The organism is Streptomyces sp. NBC_00122, assembly GCF_045160845.1.
Classification (GTDB): Bacteria; Actinomycetota; Actinomycetes; order Streptomycetales; family Streptomycetaceae; genus Streptomyces.
Genome location: NZ_CP108191.1, coordinates 3,334,423 through 3,352,231, shown reverse-complemented (window position 1 = coordinate 3,352,231; position 17,809 = coordinate 3,334,423). Strand labels below are relative to the sequence as shown.

At 70.5% G+C, this 17,809-nt stretch carries 18 protein-coding genes; 8 read left to right on the top strand and 10 right to left on the bottom strand.

From position 1 onward, the window contains the following. Nucleotides 1-54: 54 nt before the first annotated feature. From OG737_RS15950 to OG737_RS15940, 3 genes are read right to left on the bottom strand one after another with little or no spacing between them, the layout of a single operon-like run. Nucleotides 55-1,875: a DEAD/DEAH box helicase gene (locus tag OG737_RS15950; RefSeq protein WP_328926843.1), complete on the bottom strand. Its 1,821-nt coding sequence runs from the start codon at nucleotides 1,873-1,875 to the stop codon at nucleotides 55-57. Next, the gene (locus OG737_RS15945; protein WP_328926842.1) at nucleotides 1,876-3,291 is read right to left on the bottom strand and encodes a transcriptional regulator; all 1,416 of its coding nucleotides are present in this window, start codon (nucleotides 3,289-3,291) and stop codon (nucleotides 1,876-1,878) included. It lies immediately after the preceding gene. A 59-nt stretch (nucleotides 3,292-3,350) separates the two neighbouring features. Beyond that, entirely contained in the window at nucleotides 3,351-4,028 is a 678-nt protein-coding gene (locus OG737_RS15940) for a hypothetical protein (RefSeq protein WP_328926841.1), read from the bottom strand. A gap of 286 nt (nucleotides 4,029-4,314) precedes the next feature. Here OG737_RS15940 and OG737_RS15935 point away from each other — a divergent pair, with 286 nt between their 5' ends. The 5 genes from OG737_RS15935 to OG737_RS15915 all read left to right on the top strand — a co-directional run bounded on the left by OG737_RS15935 (nucleotide 4,315) and on the right by OG737_RS15915 (nucleotide 8,828). Continuing rightward, entirely contained in the window at nucleotides 4,315-5,028 is a 714-nt protein-coding gene (locus OG737_RS15935) for a hypothetical protein (protein WP_328926840.1), read from the top strand. Between the two features lie 212 nt (nucleotides 5,029-5,240). After that, entirely contained in the window at nucleotides 5,241-5,471 is a 231-nt protein-coding gene (locus tag OG737_RS15930) for a hypothetical protein (RefSeq protein ID WP_328926839.1), read from the top strand. Between the two features lie 512 nt (nucleotides 5,472-5,983). Further along, nucleotides 5,984-7,492, top strand: a complete 1,509-nt coding sequence (locus OG737_RS15925) for a SulP family inorganic anion transporter (RefSeq protein WP_405921653.1) — start codon at nucleotides 5,984-5,986, stop codon at nucleotides 7,490-7,492. 96 nt (nucleotides 7,493-7,588) lie between these two features. Then, nucleotides 7,589-7,960, top strand: coding sequence for a cation:proton antiporter (locus tag OG737_RS15920; RefSeq protein WP_405921652.1), 372 nt, complete (start codon nucleotides 7,589-7,591; stop codon nucleotides 7,958-7,960). Continuing rightward, entirely contained in the window at nucleotides 7,947-8,828 is an 882-nt protein-coding gene (locus OG737_RS15915; RefSeq protein ID WP_405921651.1) for a cation:proton antiporter, read from the top strand. The genes OG737_RS15920 and OG737_RS15915 overlap by 14 nt, the downstream gene beginning before the upstream one ends. Here OG737_RS15915 and OG737_RS15910 read toward each other — a convergent pair. Both OG737_RS15910 and OG737_RS15905 read right to left on the bottom strand, forming a co-directional pair. Next, entirely contained in the window at nucleotides 8,825-9,346 is a 522-nt protein-coding gene (locus OG737_RS15910; RefSeq protein ID WP_405679232.1) for a DUF5956 family protein, read from the bottom strand. The two genes, OG737_RS15915 and OG737_RS15910, sit on opposite strands and share 4 nt — an antisense overlap. Before the next feature lie 115 nt (nucleotides 9,347-9,461). Beyond that, entirely contained in the window at nucleotides 9,462-10,268 is an 807-nt protein-coding gene (locus tag OG737_RS15905) for an alpha/beta fold hydrolase (protein ID WP_405679234.1), read from the bottom strand. Between the two features lie 103 nt (nucleotides 10,269-10,371). Between OG737_RS15905 and OG737_RS15900 the strand changes: the two genes are divergently transcribed. Beyond that, entirely contained in the window at nucleotides 10,372-11,046 is a 675-nt protein-coding gene (locus OG737_RS15900; protein ID WP_405679237.1) for a TetR/AcrR family transcriptional regulator, read from the top strand. Between the two features lie 10 nt (nucleotides 11,047-11,056). Here the strand turns inward: OG737_RS15900 and OG737_RS15895 are convergent, their stop codons facing one another. From OG737_RS15895 to OG737_RS15885, 3 genes are read right to left on the bottom strand one after another with little or no spacing between them, the layout of a single operon-like run. Then, nucleotides 11,057-11,656: a cyanamide hydratase gene (locus OG737_RS15895; protein ID WP_405679239.1), complete on the bottom strand. Its 600-nt coding sequence runs from the start codon at nucleotides 11,654-11,656 to the stop codon at nucleotides 11,057-11,059. Between the two features lie 6 nt (nucleotides 11,657-11,662). After that, nucleotides 11,663-12,964, bottom strand: coding sequence for a cytosine deaminase (gene codA / locus OG737_RS15890; RefSeq protein ID WP_328926832.1), 1,302 nt, complete (start codon nucleotides 12,962-12,964; stop codon nucleotides 11,663-11,665). A 47-nt stretch (nucleotides 12,965-13,011) separates the two neighbouring features. Further along, nucleotides 13,012-13,188 (bottom strand): hypothetical protein, encoded by a 177-nt coding sequence (locus OG737_RS15885; RefSeq protein WP_328926831.1) that lies wholly within the window; start codon nucleotides 13,186-13,188, stop codon nucleotides 13,012-13,014. 87 nt (nucleotides 13,189-13,275) lie between these two features. Between OG737_RS15885 and OG737_RS15880 the strand changes: the two genes are divergently transcribed. Both OG737_RS15880 and OG737_RS15875 read left to right on the top strand, forming a co-directional pair. After that, entirely contained in the window at nucleotides 13,276-15,081 is a 1,806-nt protein-coding gene (locus OG737_RS15880) for a prolyl oligopeptidase family serine peptidase (protein WP_405921650.1), read from the top strand. A 42-nt stretch (nucleotides 15,082-15,123) separates the two neighbouring features. Beyond that, the gene (locus OG737_RS15875; RefSeq protein WP_328926829.1) at nucleotides 15,124-15,930 is read left to right on the top strand and encodes an SURF1 family protein; all 807 of its coding nucleotides are present in this window, start codon (nucleotides 15,124-15,126) and stop codon (nucleotides 15,928-15,930) included. A 22-nt stretch (nucleotides 15,931-15,952) separates the two neighbouring features. On the opposite strand, the gene OG737_RS15870 is transcribed toward OG737_RS15875, so the two are convergent. Together OG737_RS15870 and OG737_RS15865 are read right to left on the bottom strand one after the other, a co-directional pair. Then, nucleotides 15,953-17,026 (bottom strand): hypothetical protein, encoded by a 1,074-nt coding sequence (locus OG737_RS15870; protein WP_328926828.1) that lies wholly within the window; start codon nucleotides 17,024-17,026, stop codon nucleotides 15,953-15,955. Further along, the gene (locus OG737_RS15865; RefSeq protein ID WP_328926827.1) at nucleotides 17,023-17,805 is read right to left on the bottom strand and encodes a SigE family RNA polymerase sigma factor; all 783 of its coding nucleotides are present in this window, start codon (nucleotides 17,803-17,805) and stop codon (nucleotides 17,023-17,025) included. The genes OG737_RS15870 and OG737_RS15865 overlap by 4 nt, the downstream gene beginning before the upstream one ends. Nucleotides 17,806-17,809: the final 4 nt, after the last annotated feature.

Below are 17,809 nucleotides of genomic sequence, written 5' to 3'. Positions count from 1 at the left end.
ACGCCGCCGAGGCACTGCTGCGAGACGGGCCTCTGAGTCGATGTCTAACCGAGACTAGACCACCCCTGTGCCGAGGTACTCCAGGAGTGCTCGCACGTCGGCAGCGTCCATCCCCGCGGCAAGCGGCACCTCTTCTTCGGGATCGCCGAGTTGCTGCACCTCCGGGTCATCGAGGATTCGCCCCATGAAGTCCAGCTTCTCCGCCAACCGAAGTGCGACCACGTCATCGACACTCCCCTCGGCCGCGAGCACTGTGACCCGCGTCTGCGTGCCCGGATCGAGGCCGAGGCGGTGGATGCGGTCCAGACTCTGCAGGAACCGGCCCGCCTGGAAGTCACGATCGACGTAAACCGCGTCATGACAGACCTGATGGAGGCTGATGCCCTCGCCAAGGGTCGCCGGATTAGAGATCAAGACCGTGCAGTCCGGATCTTCCCGGAAGCGGCGGAGCTCAGCTTCCCGATCTGGTGTTCCGCCGTGCACGGCCGCTGGCTGGAACGGGGCCAGTAGAGCTTGGAGTGAAGTAATGCTGCGGACGAAACTCGTCCACACCAGGGTCTTGCGCCCAGCGGAGGCATTAGCAGAAACGATGGAGAGAGCCTCTTGGTACTTGGGCGGCAGCTCGTAGTCAGGGAGCTTCCGGAGAAGCATGGTGAGCGAGTCTCCTTCGGCCGCCTCCAGCGGTGGGACGCGGAAGTGCAGCGGCTCATGGCGTGTTGAGCCAGCCACGAGCAGGGCTGGGCTGGTCGCTGCCATCAGCAGGCGCAGCGCCGACTTGCCGAGTGCCTCGAAGTCAGCCCTGTCGGCCATCGCCCTGGCCGAGAACTGGCCCATGAGCGCGTCATAGATTTCGCGGTGCAGCGGCGGCATCGGAATGCGGCGCACCCGTGTCTCCACTGGGGGGAGTCCCAGCTCATCCTTGGTCGTCCGCGTATACATGGGGCGCAGTACCTGGCTGGCATGGGCGAGATCGCCGCCGTCGACAGCCTGTGTCACCACACGCCGCCCATGCCCCGGCCAGACGAAGGAGAACAGGTTCTCCAGATCCTTGGCGCCATTGGGTGCAGGGGTGCCGCTGAGAATCATCCGGACTCGGCTGAGGGGGCCCAGCGCCATGCATGCGGCACCGTACACTCCCGCACCGCCGAGCTTCATGCGGTGCGCCTCATCGAGGATGAGCATCACAGGAGCCGCCCTCAACCATTGGGACAACCCGGCCAGAGCCCGGTCCAAGCGCTCGTAGTTGACAAGGAGGATGTCCGCCGAGGCCGGCACCGACTTGCCGAGCACCTGCACGTCGAGCGGAGTGGAGAAGCACTGCTTGGCTTCCTCCTGCCACGCCTCGTAGGCGGACTTGGGACTCACCACAAGCATGCGAGCCACCACTCCGCGCCTTTGGAGCGCAGAGAAGGCAGCGAGGGAGACACGGGTCTTGCCGGCGCCCGGCACACTGAAGTTGGCTCCGTGGCCGACCGAGAGCAGTCGAGCTACGTCGCGGAGCTGGAACGGGGTGAGAGGGCCGGTCCAGTCGTCGCCCAGCAGAGCCGGAACCGATTCCGGCTCGACGGTGTCCTCGTCGGGCGAACCGCTGAGGAGCCGTTCCGCAGTGTCAGCCGTGTCAAGCATCTCGGTGGCTAGGAGGCGGAAGTCGTCTTCCCAGATGACAGTGTCCGGCCGGGGCCAGGTCCCGAGAGCGCTGAGGCTTGCGAGGAAGCTGTCGATAGGGACAGTCGCAGAGAGCCTGTCGGTCATACGGCCGTTGGGGAAACTGGCAACCAGCTGCCCGAGCGCGCCGCGGCACTCAGGCACGGTACGCAGCGCAGTCTGCGTACGGGTAACGTCGAAGCCGATCGTCAGACTGGGCTCCTCGGCCACTTAACGCGCCTTCCCGAACGTCTCAAGGAGCCAGGCCACGCCGTCTCCGGGGTGCTGCACAGTTCGCCTGGCCTCGATGGCAAGCTTCTCCAGCTTCTGCCTCAGGTCAGCGACGGCGTCGTCGAACGACTCCTCATCCAGGCTTCGCTGCGCGCGGGACATGACCAAATCGGTGACGCACTGCTCGATGTCGCGGCCGGCGTCGGCAAGGCGGGCAGGTGCTGCCTGCTTGCGCTTCTTGATTCGCGCGTCACGCCCGACGTTGGCGATGGCCTCATCCATCGCCGCACGCAGCCGGCTGATCTCATTTTGGGCCTGCGCCGCAGCCTCCGGCGGGGCCGCGCTGCCGGGTTGGCTGACAGCTCGTGCGTGCAGGACGGAGTCCGTTAGTGCCTTAGCCGCGCTAAGGGGGGCGGACGGACCCTTCACCGCACGCCCCAGACCGGGGATGGCTACAGTCGCCGAAGTCTCAGCTGGAACTTGGCTGGCTGGCAACTTCTTGGAGAGGTACAGGCCAGCGAAATCGTGATCGATGAAGCGGACGTCGGTCTTGGCGAAGCCCAGGAGCATGGCTGCCAGCCGGTTCTCCAGCAGCAGTTCGGCCTTCTCTGGGTTCACTGCATACTGCTTGGCGTAGGCACGCTGCAGTTCTCGGAACTTCTCAGCATGATCCTCGAAAGCAACCAATGACAGCTGCTCGCCTGCCGTCTTGCTCCGTTCGATGAGTGACTGGATGCAGGCCAGCACCCACTGGTCCTGCCGGCAGCGCTCTGCGGTCGTACGGAAGGTAGCCGCGATGACGGCGAGTGGCGTGCCTTGATCCACTAGCTCCTGAACCGCGAGCAACCGGTTGATGTAGGAGTAATCCCGCCGGTGCTCCTTGCGCAGCTGGAGCGACAGTTCGATTGCGGCGATGTCTTGCCAGTCGCAGGAAGGCGGCAGAACGGCTACACGCATGGCGTGGTTAGGGCCGTAGAGCTGCATCAGGGCAGCACGCCGGGTGTTTCCGTTGACGAGGATGCCTTCGTGAGTAATCAGGCCGGGATCCGTCTGCCCGTACTCCTTCAGACTCGCTGTCAGCTCGTCGAACTCAGGATCAGTCCGGGCGGGGTCTGCCGGGAGCACTTGCAGGAGGCGGTCCAGGTATGCCTGGCTGTCACTGCTCCAAGGGTCGTCCGCGAGTGCCTCCGCCTGCTTCGGGTCGTGGCCGGCCTGCGCGCGGATGCGGTGGGTTGCCGGGTTGTAGTAGAGGTTGCCCACTGGCATCTGGATGACCTCCAGGTGCTCCGAGCCGCCCCTCCACTCGACAGTGAAGGTCTCGCGGGGGCTGCCGCCGGCCGCGATCTCCTCCAGCCGGGACCGGACGAGGGCGCGGTTCTCTTCGGCACCCGGCGGCAGACCGTAGCCCTTGGCCATGTACTCGCTCCTGCTTTCGTGCTTGTTCGTACAAGGGTTGTTCCGATCTACCGGGATGCTCAGTCGAGTCCCAGTTCCGCCCGGAACTGCGTTCGTGACTCCTCAGGCAGAGAGCGGTAGTCACTCCAGATCTGCTCTAGGCGGCTGAACTCCCGCTGGTCGGCCGCCACCCAGTCGGACAGTACGCCGCGCTCGGCTGAGTCGAGGGAAGCGGCTGCCGTGAGCACCTTGTCCAGATCCACCGCGAGCGACCTGCCTCCCACCCTGCACCGCTTGCACTCGGTGACCAGTTCCGTGGCTTTGGTGCCGTCCGGCTTCACTACTTCTCTGCGCGCGATGTCGAGCTGGGCTGCCTCGTAGGTGCCGGCGTAGGTATCGCCGGGGGCGATACCGCAGGAACGGCACATGTACCCGTCCCTAGCCAGCACCTCACGCCGACGCCCTGCGCCGATCGCGATCGTGCCTGCCCTGCGGGTCGCGCGACCCGGCTCCCAGACGGGGTCACCAGGCTTCACAAAGCGCTGCTCGTGAGAGTCCAATCCCACGTCTTCCCTGCTGGTGTCGATGCGCCAACCGAAATCCCGGAGGTCTCGCATGCGGCGGTCGACTTGGGACACCCCGGGAAAGGCGGCTCGCAGCTCCTCCTTGGTAAAGGTGCTGCCTTCGCCCACTTCAGAGACCAGCCAAAGGGCCACGCGCTTCATCGTTCCGAGGCCGGCATCCTGCCAGGACGGCATGACATCTCCATTCGCGGGCCTCCCGGCGGGAGGCCCTGGGTGGCACAGGTGAGCAGGGGACTGGGGACTGGGGACTGGGGACTGGGGACCTTCATTCCTAGCACGACCCCACCCCCTTATTCCAGCGGTTATCAATCTTTACTCAAACAAGGAAAGAAAGCGACTCCGTAAAGATCCGTTTTGCCACCATTTGTCGGCATCAAAGGCGACAAATCACTCCTCGAAAAGTAGTCAGGGAAAAGCGCGGAATTTTGCACCCCCGGGCCGGTGAGTGGCTAGGCTTCAGGTGATCACCGGTTCTCCATGGGCAATCTCGGGCGAGCGGAAGGGTTCGTTTGGCGTGCCATCACTTGGATCGATTAGCACCACCTGTGCACCTGAGGCCACGGAAGAGGTTCAGGCATTTGCCAACGCCCTCAAACGCCTCATCCACCACGTCCGCCCTGGCGACACGATGGCACTGAAGGCGAAGGCGCTGCGCATCTCGCCGCCACTCCTCTCTCACTGGCTCAACGGGCGGCGGCTTCCGCGTCCGGCGGCCATAGAAGAGCTGTCCGGGTTGGCACTGGGAGGGATGGCGGGTGATCGGGATATTGCCGCACTGGTCCATGAGTTCACAGCACTCGGGTCACTCCTCCAGGACGCACGGCGGTCGATCTGCCGCCGATGCACGGGTGGCTGCACCTGCAGCGGGACGCGAAGTGAGGGGGACCGGCGCAACAGTTCCTGCAGCACCCCTGCCGACAAGGGGGACCGGCGCAACAGCACAGCGCCGCCGAACCCGGATTTACCCGCACACCTGGCGACGATGACGGAGGCCGATCGCAAGACTCATCTGCAGAATCTGGTGGCGGCACTGAGTGAAGGGGATGTTGGCATATATGCCGACATCCTTGCACGTGCAGGAATGAAGACCGAAATGGAAGTCCTGATCCGTTCAGCAGAATCGGCCGGGAGGGACTCGACGGAAATCGCAATCATCCTCGGCAGACTCCGCTAGCATCTCGAATGATTTGACTCCCACCCGAACCACGAACAAGGAACACATATGTCCAGTGACAAGTGCGAGGGGTTCTCCCGCCCTCTTTATAGCCACTGCCGCGCACCCCCCGGCAGCGCAGGGAAGGCTCGGCCTTAAGGGTCTGGAAACCACGACCGAGACCTCCCCTGCCGGAACGCCCGTTAGATCGATGACCAACTAGGAGTTCCATCTTGAATAGTAAGGCCCTCCTGGCCTGGCTGGCCAGGAAGATCAAGGCTGTCTGCCTGCGGCTCCGCGCTGCAGCCGACGGCGCGGGACGCGTCGGTCCCCTGTGGGAGAAGACGCGTCGCCGGCTTCGCTTCCTTCGCTGGACGCTGGTGATCCAGATCCTCAAGGGAGCCGCCTTCGCCGGCGGCGGCATCATCATCCAGGTGCTGGCCACTCGCCTCCTCAACCGCTGAAGCCGATTCCCCAGCTGCCGCCCGCACCTGCCACGGAGAGCCGACGACGGCCGACCAGTCGCCGTGTGGGCGACGGCGAGCGGGACAACCAGGCGGGTGCGGTGGCTGACCGTCCAGCAGCACCTCGTCGGGGTGCTGCTGGACGATACGCGGCCCTGGGGACAATCTGGGGGAAGATCTTCTCCCGACGTTGTCCGAGTGCTCGCCCAGACCAACGCACACCAAGGTCGTGACCTGCGCACATATGGCCCACGCCAAGTCTGGACCTGGACCGGACCTCATTCGGGATGGAGAGGTCATGGGTTCAAATCCCCACCCCGACAGAGTAAGATCAGGTCAAGGGTTTGATCCGCATCGCGGGTCAGGCCCTTCCTGCGTCTTCGGTGATCGTTCGGAGGAATCCGGGAGACGATTCCGGTCGGCTTTCCCCGGGCTGCCTCCCGTCGGCAAGCGCCCGAATCGCGTGGTCCGTTGGTCTCCGCGCACTCACGACAGGACAGGTCCGCTCCGCCATGCTCGCCAACACCCTCTCCCCGTCGCAGTGGCCGCGCGTCCCGCGCCGTCGTCCGTCCTGGCTCTCGCCGAAGGTGCTGCGGACCGAGGTGCTCGGCGGGCTCGTGGTCGCGCTCGCGCTGATACCCGAGGCCATCTCCTTCTCGATCATCGCCGGGGTGGACCCGGCGATCGGTCTGTTCGCCTCGTTCACCATGGCCGTGACGATCGCGGTCGTCGGCGGGCGGCCGGCGATGATCTCCGCCGCGACCGGCGCGGTCGCGCTGGTCATCGGCCCGCTGAACCGGGAGCACGGATTCGGCTACCTGGTCGCCGCCGTCATCCTGGCGGGCGTCTTCCAGATCGTGCTCGGCGCGCTCGGCGTGGCCCGGCTGCTGCGCTTCGTGCCGCGCTCGGTGATGGTCGGCTTCGTCAACGCCCTCGCCATCCTGGTCTTCCTGGCGCAGGTGCCCGAGCTCCGGGACGTGCCGTGGGCCGTGTACCCGCTCGTCGCGGCCGGGCTGACGCTGATGGTGTTCTTCCCGAAGGTCACCACCCTGGTCCCCGCGCCGCTCGTGTCCATCGCCATCCTCACCACCATCACCGTCGCCGCCGGTATCGCCGTGCCGACGGTCGGCGACAAGGGGGCGCTGCCGTCGGCGCTGCCGGTGCCGGGGCTGCCGGACGTGCCGTTCACCCCGGACACGCTGACGACGATCGCCCCGTACGCCTTCGCCATGGCACTGGTCGGGCTGATGGAGTCGCTGATGACGGCGACGCTCGTCGACGAGATCACCGACACCCGCTCCAACAAGACACGGGAGTCCGTCGGGCAGGGCATCGCGAACATCGTGACCGGGTTCTTCGGCGGCATGGGCGGCTGCGCGATGATCGGCCAGACGATGATCAACGTGAAGGTGTCGGGGGCCCGGACCCGGCTGTCGACCTTCCTCTCGGGCGTCCTGCTGATGGTGCTGTGCATCGTCTTCGGGCCGGTCGTCTCCGAGATCCCGATGGCCGCGCTGGTCGCCGTCATGGTGATGGTCTGCTTCGCGACCTTCGACTGGCACTCGATCGCGCCGAAGACGCTGAAGCGGATGCCGGCCGGTGAGATCACCGTCATGGTGATCACGGTGGGGTGCGTGGTGGCGACCCACAACCTGGCCGTCGGCGTGATCGCCGGATCGGTGACCGCGATGGTCATATTCGCCAAGCGCGTCGCGCACCTGGCGGACGTCACCTCGGTCACCGACCCCGACGGGTCCCACGTCGTCTACTCGGTCACCGGAGAGCTGTTCTTCGCCTCCTCCAACGACCTGGTGACGCGGTTCGACTACGCGGGAGACCCGGACAAGGTCGTCATCGACCTGTCCTCGGCCCACATCTGGGACGCCTCGACCGTCGCGGCCCTGGATGCCATCGAGACGAAGTACGCCCAGCGCGGCAAGACCGTCGAGATCACCGGCCTGAACGAGCACAGCGCCCGCATCCACCGCACGCTGAGCGGCGAACTCTCCCCCGGACACTGAGGTCAAGATCCTCATCTCCGTCTTTCCGCTACACCGGCGGAGTGACGGGCATCGTCACCCCGGCAGCCACACGCACCGATCGACGGGCCGGGGGACATGACCAGTCATCAGTTGCAGTTCCTCTTCATCGACATCGCACTCATACTCGCCGCGGCGCGGGGGCTCGGGCACCTGGCGGCCCGGGCCGGCCAGCCCGCGGTCATCGGGGAGATCATCGCCGGCGTGCTGCTGGGCCCGACGCTGCTCGGAGGCCCTCTGAGCGAGACCCTGCTGCCCTCCGAGGTACGTCCCGTGCTCGCCGGGATGGCCAATCTCGGCGTCGCCCTGTTCATGTTCGCGGTCGGTCTGGACATCGACGGCGCCACGCTCCGGGCCAACGGCCGGGTGACCGCCGCGGCGGCCCTCGGCTCGTCGGCCGTGCCGTTCCTCCTCGGCAGGGCTCGCCTTCGTCCTGATGCGCGGCCATGAGAGCACCGATCCCGCGGCGTTCGCCGTCTTCATCGGACTGTCCGTCTCGGTCACCGCGTTTCCGGTGCTCGCCCGCATCCTCACCGACCGGGGGCTGAGCCGGACCGCGGTGGGCGGGATCGCACTGGCCACGGCGGCCGTCGTCGACGTGGTCGCGTGGGCGGCGCTCGCCGGGGTCAACGCCTCCGTCGGCGCCGGGGACGGCCACTGGCCGGTCCTTCTCGTACCGCCCTACCTGCTGGTCATGCTGTTCGCGGTGCGGCCCCTGCTGCGCCGGTACCTGGCACCCGGCGGCGAGGCGAAGCCCTTCACCTCGCTGCGCTTCGCGGTCGTCCTGACGGGGGCGCTGCTGTCGGCCGCCGCCACCGAGGCCATGGGCATGCACCACATCTTCGGCGCGTTCCTCTTCGGCCTCGTCCTGCCCCGGGAGGGGACACGGGCGCTGCGCGAGGACCTCCACGCACGCACGGGCCATCTCACGGGGCTGCTGCTTCCCGTCTACTTCGTGGTCGCCGGCTTCCAGGTGGACCTGGGGGGCATCGGCCTGCCCGGGCTCGCGGAGCTCGCCCTGATCATGCTGGTGGCCGTCGGGGGTAAGTTCGGCGGCACCTATCTCGCCGCCCGCTCCCAGAAGCTCCCGCACGGCTCCGCCGCGACCTTGGCGTCCCTGATGAACACCCGGGGACTCACCGAGCTGGTGATCCTCGGGGTCGGACTGAAGCTGGGCCTGCTGGACGGATCCCTGTACTCGATGATGGTGGTCATGGCGGTGGTCACCACGATGATGACCGGCCCGCTGCTGTCCCGTTTCCAGCCCGGGGCGCCCGCGCCCCGCGACCGGGTCGCCACCCCCGCGGGCTCTGTCTAGGCCCCGGGCGGCGGGGGACCGCCGAGCGTGGCGAGTTCGGCACCGGCCAGGGTGAGGAACTCCGTGGTGAGGCCCGGGTCCGTACCGCGGGCGGCGGCCGTCGCGTCGAGGTGGGCGAGGACCTCGGCGACCGTGGCGAACGGGCCGACCGGGCGCAGCAGCCAGAGGCGGCCGAGGGGGCGGGGCGGGAGGCCGAGGGCGGCGAGGGCCGTGTCGGTCTCGCCGTCGAGGCCGTGCAGGTCGGCCTCGGGCAGCGGGGCGCATTCCACGCCGGTGATGTGGCCGTGGCCGTCGAGCGAGGTCTCCACCGCCCAGTGGGTGGAGCGGTCCGGGATCCAGGTGCGGGCCGCCGGGGGCCATACGTACGGGAGGAACGCCCAGCGCAGCTCCTCGGGCGCCGGCTCCCAGCCGAGGGCCTCCAGCTCCCGGATCTCGGGCAGCCGGTCCGGCTCCAGTTCGCTGCGGCCGGAGCGGCGCAGTGCGAGCGGGTGCGGAGTTCCGTCCTCGTCCCACGACATGCGGGCACGCTATCCGACGCGGTCGCGGATGTGGGTGACCTGCGGGGTGGCGGTGCCCGTGACTAAGCGGCCTCGGGGACGTGCCCTACTTCCCCGAGGCCGCTTAGGCACCCCCTCATGCGAAGAACGCCCTCAGCGCCGGGGCCAGGGCGGCCGGGTCGACGTCGTGCGTCTGCCCTTCCAGGGTGCGGTGCCGGGCGGTCGGCAACAGCTCGGCAAGGGCCTTGGCCCCCGCCTGCAGCGAAGGGTCGCTCGCGCCGCCCCCGACGGCCAGCACGGGGATCCGTACCGATGCCCAGCGGTCCGCGGGGAGCGGGCGGCCGGACATGGTGTCGCCCATGACGGCGCCGTCGTACGGGAGGGTGTGGGCCACGGAGCAGAGCCGGTCCCAGGTGGCGGCGTCGGCACGCATGGGGGCGAGGTACGCGGCGGGGATGCCGACGGCCGCGGTCATGAAGACCTCGACGGCGGCGCCCCGGTCGCCCCGCGCCAGCGCGGCGTGCAGGCGGTCGAGGTAGTCCGCGGGGAGCGGCGGCCGCGAGTCGTCGAGGACGAACGGGGGCTCGTACAGGGCGAGCGCGGAGATCGGGACCCCGTGGGCGGCCGCTTCCAGGGCAAGCACCGCACCCGAGGACATGCCCATCACGAAGGCGCGGCCGTCGGGCGTGGCCGTCCCCTCGATGACGGCCGTCAGGTCCTCGAACTCGCGGGCCACGTCGTAGGCGGCGCCGTCACCGCTGTCGCCACGGCCGCGGCGGTCGTAGGTCACCACCGTGAAGCGGTCGCCGAGCAGGCGGGCGAGCTCGACCCACTTGGGGTCGTCGCGGACCTGGAAGGCACCGCCGACCAGGACGAGGGCAGGGCCCTCGCCGGTCCGGTCGCAGGCGATGACGGTTCCGTCACGGGATATGACCTTCTGCATCACGAACCCCCTCATATGCACATGTGGACGCCGTCCACTTCCCACCCGTAGGCTATACCTGGAAAGTGAACGCTGTCCACATCTGAATCCGGAGAGGACCCGCATGTCCGCCACGACACCCTCCGCCGAGCCGCCTCCGCGCAAGCGCAGCACCTACCGGCACGGCAACCTCCGCAACGCCCTCCTCGACGCGGCGCTGGAGCTCGCCCGCGAGGGCGGGCCCGACGCCGTCTCGCTGCGCGAGGTCACCCGGCGCGCCGGCGTCTCGCCCAACGCCGCCTACCGGCACTTCGCCGACCGCGCGGCCCTGGTGCACGGGGTCTCGCAGGCGGCCATGGCCCGGGTGGCGCTCACGATGGAGGACGAGATCGCGCGGGCGACCGCCGACGTGGCACACGCGGGCGACGCGGACGGCCCCGCCGTCGCCCGCGCCCGCTTCCGCGCCGTCGGGACCGGTTACATCCGCTTCGCCGTGACCGAGCCCGGGCTCTTCCGCACCGCGTTCCGCGTCCCGGCCGACATGGCCTACGCCACCGACACCACCGCCGCCGGGGAAGGCGGACTGACCCCGTTCGAGCTGCTGGGCGCCGCCCTGGACGGCCTCGTTGCGACGGGCCTGCTGCCCGCCGAACGCCGCCCGGGCGCGGAGTTCCTCGCCTGGTCGGCGGTGCACGGACTGGCCGTGCTGATGATCGACGGCCCGCTCCGCGGCGTCACCGAGGCCCAGGCCCACGACGCCGGCCAGGACCTGATCGGCATGATCGAGCGCGGGCTGTGACAGCCCGGTCTCAGCCCTGCCGGCCGAACCGGTCCAGCGGGTTCGCCGCGATGCGGGTGGCCGCGCCGCCCGCGACGTAGGCGGCCGCCGCGCACTCGGGCTTGCGCTTCGCCTGGTCCTCGACGAGCGCGAGGAAGGACGGGCCGAAGTCGCCCCGGGGGTACGCGGCGAGCAGGTCCGCCGTGAACGACAGGTCGAACTCGCCGACGCGCAGGCCCGACACGTCGGCGCTCGTGCCGACCTGGAGCAGGTGGCTCTCCACGTCCTCGGCCGCGCTCACGTCGTCCCGCATGTGCAGGACGATCACCTCTTCGGCGCGGGCCCGGCGGGCCGCCGGCCAGCCCAGACCCGCCGTCAGCACGCGCGCGACATGGCCGCCCGCCTCCTCGAAGGGCAGGGTGTGGCTGTCGAACGGCGCGGTCAGGCCCAGGTCGTGGACGAGGGCCGACACGTAGAAGAGCTCCGCGTCGTACGCGAGGCCGTGCACGCCGGCGTACCGAGCGCCGAAGGCGTACGAGCGGACCGAGTGGTTGAGGAGGTCCGCGTCCGCGTACTCCGACGCGATCTCCAGGGCGGCGCGGGCTGAATCGGTGTCGAGCGTCCATGTCATGGGGCGTCAGCGTAGGCTCCGGGCGAAGTCGACGTCCGACGGGGGCTCCCCCGGCCAGTACAGCCGGGCCGGCGCGGGCGGGGTCTCGGCGATGACGGTGCCGCGCGAGACGACGTACCGGGGGCGGACCTGGCGGCGGATCGCCTCCTCGGGCGTCGGGGCGGGGAGCAGGACGAAGGAGGCGGGGGCGCCCTCAGTGATGCCGTACTCCGCGTCCGACAGGCCCAGGACCCGCGCCGCACGCTCCGTCACCATCGAGAAGGCCAGCGGGATCTCGTCCGCTCCGGTGAGCTGGGCGGCGTACAGCCCGACCAGGGCGGTCTGGAGCGGGTTGCCGGTGCCGAGCGCGTTCCACGGGTCCATCACGTCGTCGTGGCCGAAGGCCACATTGACCCCCGCCGCCAGCATCTCCTTGACCTGGGTGAGGCCGCGCCGCTTGGGATAGGCGTCGAAGCGGCCCTGGAGGCCCAGGTTGGCGAAGGGGTTGGAGACCAGGTTGATGCCGGAACGGGCGAGCAGGTGCTGGAGTTTGAAGCTGTACGCGCCGTTGTAGGAGCCCATCGCCGTCGTGTGGGAGGCCGTGGCGCGCTCGCGCAGGCCCGTACGCAGCGCGAGGGTGGCCAGTACTTCCACGAAACGGGACTGCTCGTCGTCGATCTCGTCGCAGTGGGCGTCCACGCGCAGGCCGTTCTCCTCGGCCAGCGCGAAGGCCGTCCGCAGCGAGGCCACGCCGTCCTCGCGGGTGTCCTCGAAGTGCGGGATGGCGCCGACGACGTCCGCGCCGCGCGCGATCGCCTCCCGCAGCAGCGCCTCGCCGCCGGGGAAGGAGACGATGCCCTCCTGCGGGAAGGCCACGATCTGCAGGGTCATGACGTCCCGGAGCCGGTCGCGCAGTTCGAGCAGCGCGTCGAGCGCGGTGAGGGCCGGGTCGGTGGTGTCGCAGTGGGCGCGCACGTGCAGCACCCCCTGCGCCGCCTGCCAGCGCAGCACCTCGGTGGCCCGCGCGAGCACGTCCTGACGGGTCAGGGTCCGCTTGCGCTCGCTCCAGCGGGCGATGCCCTCCCAGAGGGTGCCGGAGACGTTCGGACCCGGTTCCCCCGCCGTCAGGGCCGTGTCGAGATGGATGTGCGGCTCGACGAAGGGGGCGGTCAGGAGGCAGCCGTGGGCCTCGATGAGGGTGCCCGTGGCCGGTGGCTCCTTCTGGTCGTCGTACGGGATCACCCGCGCGATCCGGCCGTCCTCGGCGACCTCGACGTCGGACAGGCCATCGGTGTGGAGCAGCCGGGCGCCCCGGACGATCATCCGCATGCCGCCACCGTAGGCCGTGTCCGGGCGGTCTTCGAGGACCTGCGGACTCAGCCGCGCTTGGCCTGGGCCTTCTGCTGCATGCCGCGCGTCTTCGCGGAGAGCGACTGCACGTCCCTGACCGCGGCCTTGGCGCGCGCCTCGGCCGCCGTGTTCTTCGCCATCGCGGTCTCGGAGTCCTGGTGGGCGTGGTGGCCGTGGTGACCGGTCCGGGCCTTCTTCGCCATGATCGTTCCTCCTTGGGCTACGGGTTCCACTGTGCGCCCGTACGGAGCAGTCGGCATCCCGGCGGACGCTGCGGCCACAATGGGCGCATGACCAGCGACAGCGAGATCACCCCCGAGATGCCCGACTGGGAGAAGCGGTTCCGGGCCCCGCGCGTCGGGCTGCCCGACTGGGCCGAGGACGCCTCGGACCGTTCGCTCTTCGTCTCCAACGCGACCGGGACCTTCGAGCTCTACGCCTGGGACCGCGCCACGGGCGCCCAGCGGCAGGCCACCGACCGCCCCAACGGGACCACCGACGGCACCCTCTCCCCCGACGGCGAGTGGATCTGGTGGTTCTCCGACACCGACGGCGACGAGTTCGGCACCTGGGTGCGCCAGCCGTTCGCGGGCGGCCCCGACGAGCCGGCCACCCCGGGCCTGGAGCCCTCCTACCCCGCCGGGCTCGCCATCGGGCGGGACGGCACGGCGGTCGTCGGGCGCTCCACCGACGAGGAGGGCTCCACGATCCACGTCGTACGCCCCGACGGCTCGGCGCCCGCCGTGATCTACCGGCACCGCGAGTCCGCCGGGGTCGGCGACCTGTCCCGCGACGGGACGCTGATCGCCGTCGAGCACACCGAACACGGCGACGCGATGCACTCCGCGCTGCGCGTGCTCACCCTCGACGGGACCACCGTCGCGGAGCTGGACGACTCCCTGGGCGGGACCGAGGAGCTGGGCCTGGAGGTACTGGGCTTCGCGCCGGTCGCGGGCGACACCCGGCTGCTGGTCGGCCACCAGCGGCGCGGCCGCTGGGAGCCGATGGTCTGGGACGTGGCCACGGGCGCCGAGGAGGAACTCGCGATCAGCCTGCCGGGCGACGTGAGCGCCGAGTGGTACCCGGACGGCTCCGCCCTGCTCATCGCGCACGGCTTCGAGGCGCGCAGCGAGCTCTGGCGCTACGACCTGGCCGCGCGGGACCTCGTACGCGTGGACACGCCGCCGGGGACGGTGTCGGGTGCGACGGCGCGCCCCGACGGGACGGTCGAGTACCAGTGGTCCTCGGCTGCCGAGCCCTCGGCCGTACGGTCCACCGCGGGCGGGATCGTCCTGGACCCTCCCGGTTTCCGGCCGCCCGGCTCGGTACCGGTCGAGGACGTGTGGGTGGAGGGCCCCGGCGGGCGGATCCACGCCCTCGCGCAGCGCCCCGCCGGCCACGGCGAAGGCCCCTTCCCGACGGTCTTCGAGATCCACGGCGGGCCCACCTGGCACGACAGCGACGCCTTCGCGGCGGCCCCGGCGGCCTGGCTGGACCACGGCTTCGCGGTCGTGCGGGTCAACTACCGGGGCTCGACCGGCTACGGCCGCGAGTGGACGGACGCCCTCAAGCACCGCGTCGGCCTGATCGAGCTGGAAGACATCGCCGCGGTCCGCGCATGGGCGGTAGCTTCCGGCCTGGCGGACCCGGCGCGCCTGGTGCTGTCGGGCGGCTCCTGGGGCGGCTACCTGACGCTGCTGGGGCTGGGCACGCAGCCGGACGCGTGGGCGGTGGGCCTGGCCGCCGTGCCGGTCGCGGACTACGTGACGGCCTACCACGACGAGATGGAGGCGCTGAAGTCCCTGGACCGCACCCTCTTCGGCGGTACGCCGGAGGAGGTCCCGGACCGCTTCGAGGCGTCCTCGCCGCTGACGTACGTCGACGCGGTGAAGGCCCCCGTGCACATCGCGGCGGGCGTCAACGACCCCCGCTGCCCGATCCGGCAGATCGACAACTACGTGGACCGGCTGGCGGCACGCGGCGGGGTGCACGAGGTGTACCGGTACGACGCCGGGCACGGCTCACTGGTCGTGGAGGAGCGGATCAAGCAGGTCCGGATGGATCTGGAGTTCGCGCTCAAGCACCTGCCGCGCTGACCCACCGGCGGGATGGCCGGTGCACCCCCGTACGGTGGTGGGGTGCACCGGTTTCTCCTGACCCCGCGCTGGTGGGGGATCAACGTCTTCGTCGCGCTCGCCGTCCCCTTCTGCCTGTTCATGGGGTCGTGGCAGCTCGGCCGCTTCGAGGACCGCGTCGACAGCCACCGGGAGGCGACCGCCGAGCGGCCCGCCGACCAGGGGCCCGAGCCGCTGGAATCGCTCCTTCCGGTGGACAAGAGGACCTCGGGAAAGCTCGCCTACGCCTCCGGTGAGTACGGCGAACAGCTGCTGGTCCCCGAGCGGCGCCTGGACGGCGCGACCGGCTTCTACGTGCTGACCCTGCTGAAGACCGACTCGGGCAAGGCCGTCCCGGTGGTCCGGGGCTGGCTGCCGGGAACGGCCGACCCTGCGAAGGCCCCGGCCGCGCCGACCGGCCGGGTCGAGGTCACGGGCGCCCTCCAGGCCTCGGAGAACTCCGGTACGAAGGGCGTCCACGCCCAGGGCGGCCTCCCGGCGGGGCAGCTCGGGGTGATCGGGGCCGCCTCGCTGGTCAACCTCGTCCCGTACGGCGTGTACGACGCCTGGCTGACCGTGCAGAACCCCTCCGACGGGCTGACCCCGGTCCCCGCACAGGCCCCGAACGGCACCGGGCTCGACCTGAAGGCCTTCCAGAACCTCGGCTACACCGGCGAGTGGTTCGTCTTCGTCGCCTTCGTGCTCTTCATGTGGCTCCGCCTCTACCGCCGCGAGATCGAGACCCTCCGGGACACCGAGGCGGGTCTCCTCGCGGCGGAGCCGGCACAGACGGCGGAGACGGCAGCGCCGACGGCAGCGAAGACCGCCTAGCCGTACCGGCCCGCCGGTACGGCTACGGCTTGGGCGCGTCCACCGGGATCGCACCCGTGCGGTACACCGTCCCCGTGCACGCCTCGGGGATCGTCGTCTGCGTCGTCGGGGATCCCGCCTGCGGCGTGTGGGACACCGCCACACCCGCCGCCGCCGGAGCCGTGGTGTCCGTCCGCGGCTCGGGCGTGTCCGCCGCGATCCCGGAAGCCCCCGCCGTGTCCCCGGACTGGGCCGGCGGCTTCGTGCCCGTCACCTGGCTCGGCGCGGGGCACGGCTCGCCCGACGGCACGAACGCGAACTGGACCTCGTACGCCGTGTTCGGCTGGAGCACCAGCACCGGCGCCTCTGCCGACGGATCGGGCAGCAGCCCGCTCGCCGGGTCGCCCGCCGTGTGGCCGACCACGCTGACCCCGGCGCCCGCTCCGGTCGACGTACCGGCCGCGGCGGCCGCCCTCACCGTGCCCGCGCCGGTGACGGTACAACCGTGCGCCGAGACGTTCGTGACCTTGAAACTGCCGTACACCTTGCCGTCGGCCCGCGGGGCGCGGGCCGAGCCCACCACGCCCAGCTGGTCGGCGCCGCACCCGGGCGCCCCCGGCACGGCCGTCGGCGGCTGGGGACCTGTGCCCGCCACCGGATCCGGGCCGACGCCGCCCGGGCCCTGCGTCACTCCACCGGACGGGACGCCGCCCGCCGTCGGGTCCGGCTGCCCGGTGGCGCCGCCCGCGTCGTGGGCGGCGCCGACGGAGCGGGTGGCCCTGGGCTGGGCCCCGGCGCCGTTCAGGTGCGGGTCGGACGGCACGGCGGCGGGCTTCCCGCCGGGCTCCCCGTGCCCGGCCATGGCCGAGTGGTCGGTGGCGCTGCCCTCCGCGGCCGTCAGGTGCAGCGCGGCCGGGATCGCCGTCCCGGCGAGCAGGGCGACGGCCGCGGCGCCGACGCAGACCTGCCGCTTGAGGGCCCTGCGCGCGGGGACGGCGCACCGCAGCCGCTCCAGCGCGCCCTCGGAGGGCTCCAGGCCCTCGACGGCCCCGTGCAGCAGGCCCCGCAGCGCCTGCTCCTCGCTCGCCCCGCCCGGAGGAGTGTGGTCGTCCATCATGACTGCGCAGCCTCCATCGCCACCCGCAGCGCGGCAATGCCCCGCGATCCGTACGCCTTCACCGAGCCGAGCGACACCCCGAGCGTCTCGGCGACCTGGGCTTCCGTCATGTCCGCGAAGTAGCGCAGCACGAGCACCTCTCGCTGGCGGCGCTGCAGTCCGCGCATCGCCTTGATCAGATCGTCCCGCTCCAGCTGGTCGTACGCGCCCTCCTCGGCGCTCGCCATGTCCGGCATCGGCTTCGACAGCAGCTTGAGGCCGAGGATGCGCCGGCGCAGGGCGGACCGGGAGAGGTTCACGACGGTCTGGCGCAGGTACGCCAGCGTCTTGTCGCGGTCGCGCACCCGGTTCCGGGCCGAGTGCACGCGGATGAACGCCTCCTGGACCACGTCCTCGCAGGAGGCCGTGTCGTCGAGGAGCAGCGCGGCGAGGCCCAGGAGCGAGCGGTAGTGCGCCTGGTAGGTCTCCGTGAGGTGGTCGACGGTGGTGCCGGCCACGACCTCGGCCGCCGGCTCCGTCACCGCCTCGGCCGCGGCCTCCGCCGGAGCTCCGGGCGTCTCGTTCTTCTCGCTCCCGGCCTCGTCAGCGCTGTCGCGCGGCGTGGGCACGCGGCCGCCCGGGGTCGGTACGGCGTCCCGTGCGGGTGCCTCGGACTGCCCCGTCGGCGGGACGGGAACGATCACGGGAAGACCGTCGCCGGGCGCACGGGAACTCCGGCGCGGCGGGACGATCCCGATGCGCGCCGGTACGACGGCCAGTTCGAGCAGTGCCTCTGCCACGCCT

What these genes read in the sequence shown, in the direction of transcription:
- OG737_RS15915 (WP_405921651.1), top strand. Translation starts at nt 7,947, where the DNA reads ATGCGCGGCCATGAGAGCACCGATCCCGCGGCGTTCGCCGTCTTCATC.
- OG737_RS15905 (WP_405679234.1), bottom strand. Translation starts at nt 10,268, where the DNA reads ATGCAGAAGGTCATATCCCGTGACGGAACCGTCATCGCCTGCGACCGG.
- OG737_RS15945 (WP_328926842.1), bottom strand. Translation starts at nt 3,291, where the DNA reads ATGGCCAAGGGCTACGGTCTGCCGCCGGGTGCCGAAGAGAACCGCGCC.
- OG737_RS15900 (WP_405679237.1), top strand. Translation starts at nt 10,372, where the DNA reads ATGTCCGCCACGACACCCTCCGCCGAGCCGCCTCCGCGCAAGCGCAGC.
- OG737_RS15885 (WP_328926831.1), bottom strand. Translation starts at nt 13,188, where the DNA reads ATGGCGAAGAAGGCCCGGACCGGTCACCACGGCCACCACGCCCACCAG.
- codA (WP_328926832.1), bottom strand. Translation starts at nt 12,964, where the DNA reads ATGCGGATGATCGTCCGGGGCGCCCGGCTGCTCCACACCGATGGCCTG.
- OG737_RS15940 (WP_328926841.1), bottom strand. Translation starts at nt 4,028, where the DNA reads ATGCCGTCCTGGCAGGATGCCGGCCTCGGAACGATGAAGCGCGTGGCC.
- OG737_RS15920 (WP_405921652.1), top strand. Translation starts at nt 7,589, where the DNA reads ATGACCAGTCATCAGTTGCAGTTCCTCTTCATCGACATCGCACTCATA.
- OG737_RS15880 (WP_405921650.1), top strand. Translation starts at nt 13,276, where the DNA reads ATGACCAGCGACAGCGAGATCACCCCCGAGATGCCCGACTGGGAGAAG.
- OG737_RS15910 (WP_405679232.1), bottom strand. Translation starts at nt 9,346, where the DNA reads ATGTCGTGGGACGAGGACGGAACTCCGCACCCGCTCGCACTGCGCCGC.
- OG737_RS15895 (WP_405679239.1), bottom strand. Translation starts at nt 11,656, where the DNA reads ATGACATGGACGCTCGACACCGATTCAGCCCGCGCCGCCCTGGAGATC.
- OG737_RS15870 (WP_328926828.1), bottom strand. Translation starts at nt 17,026, where the DNA reads ATGATGGACGACCACACTCCTCCGGGCGGGGCGAGCGAGGAGCAGGCG.
- OG737_RS15925 (WP_405921653.1), top strand. Translation starts at nt 5,984, where the DNA reads ATGCTCGCCAACACCCTCTCCCCGTCGCAGTGGCCGCGCGTCCCGCGC.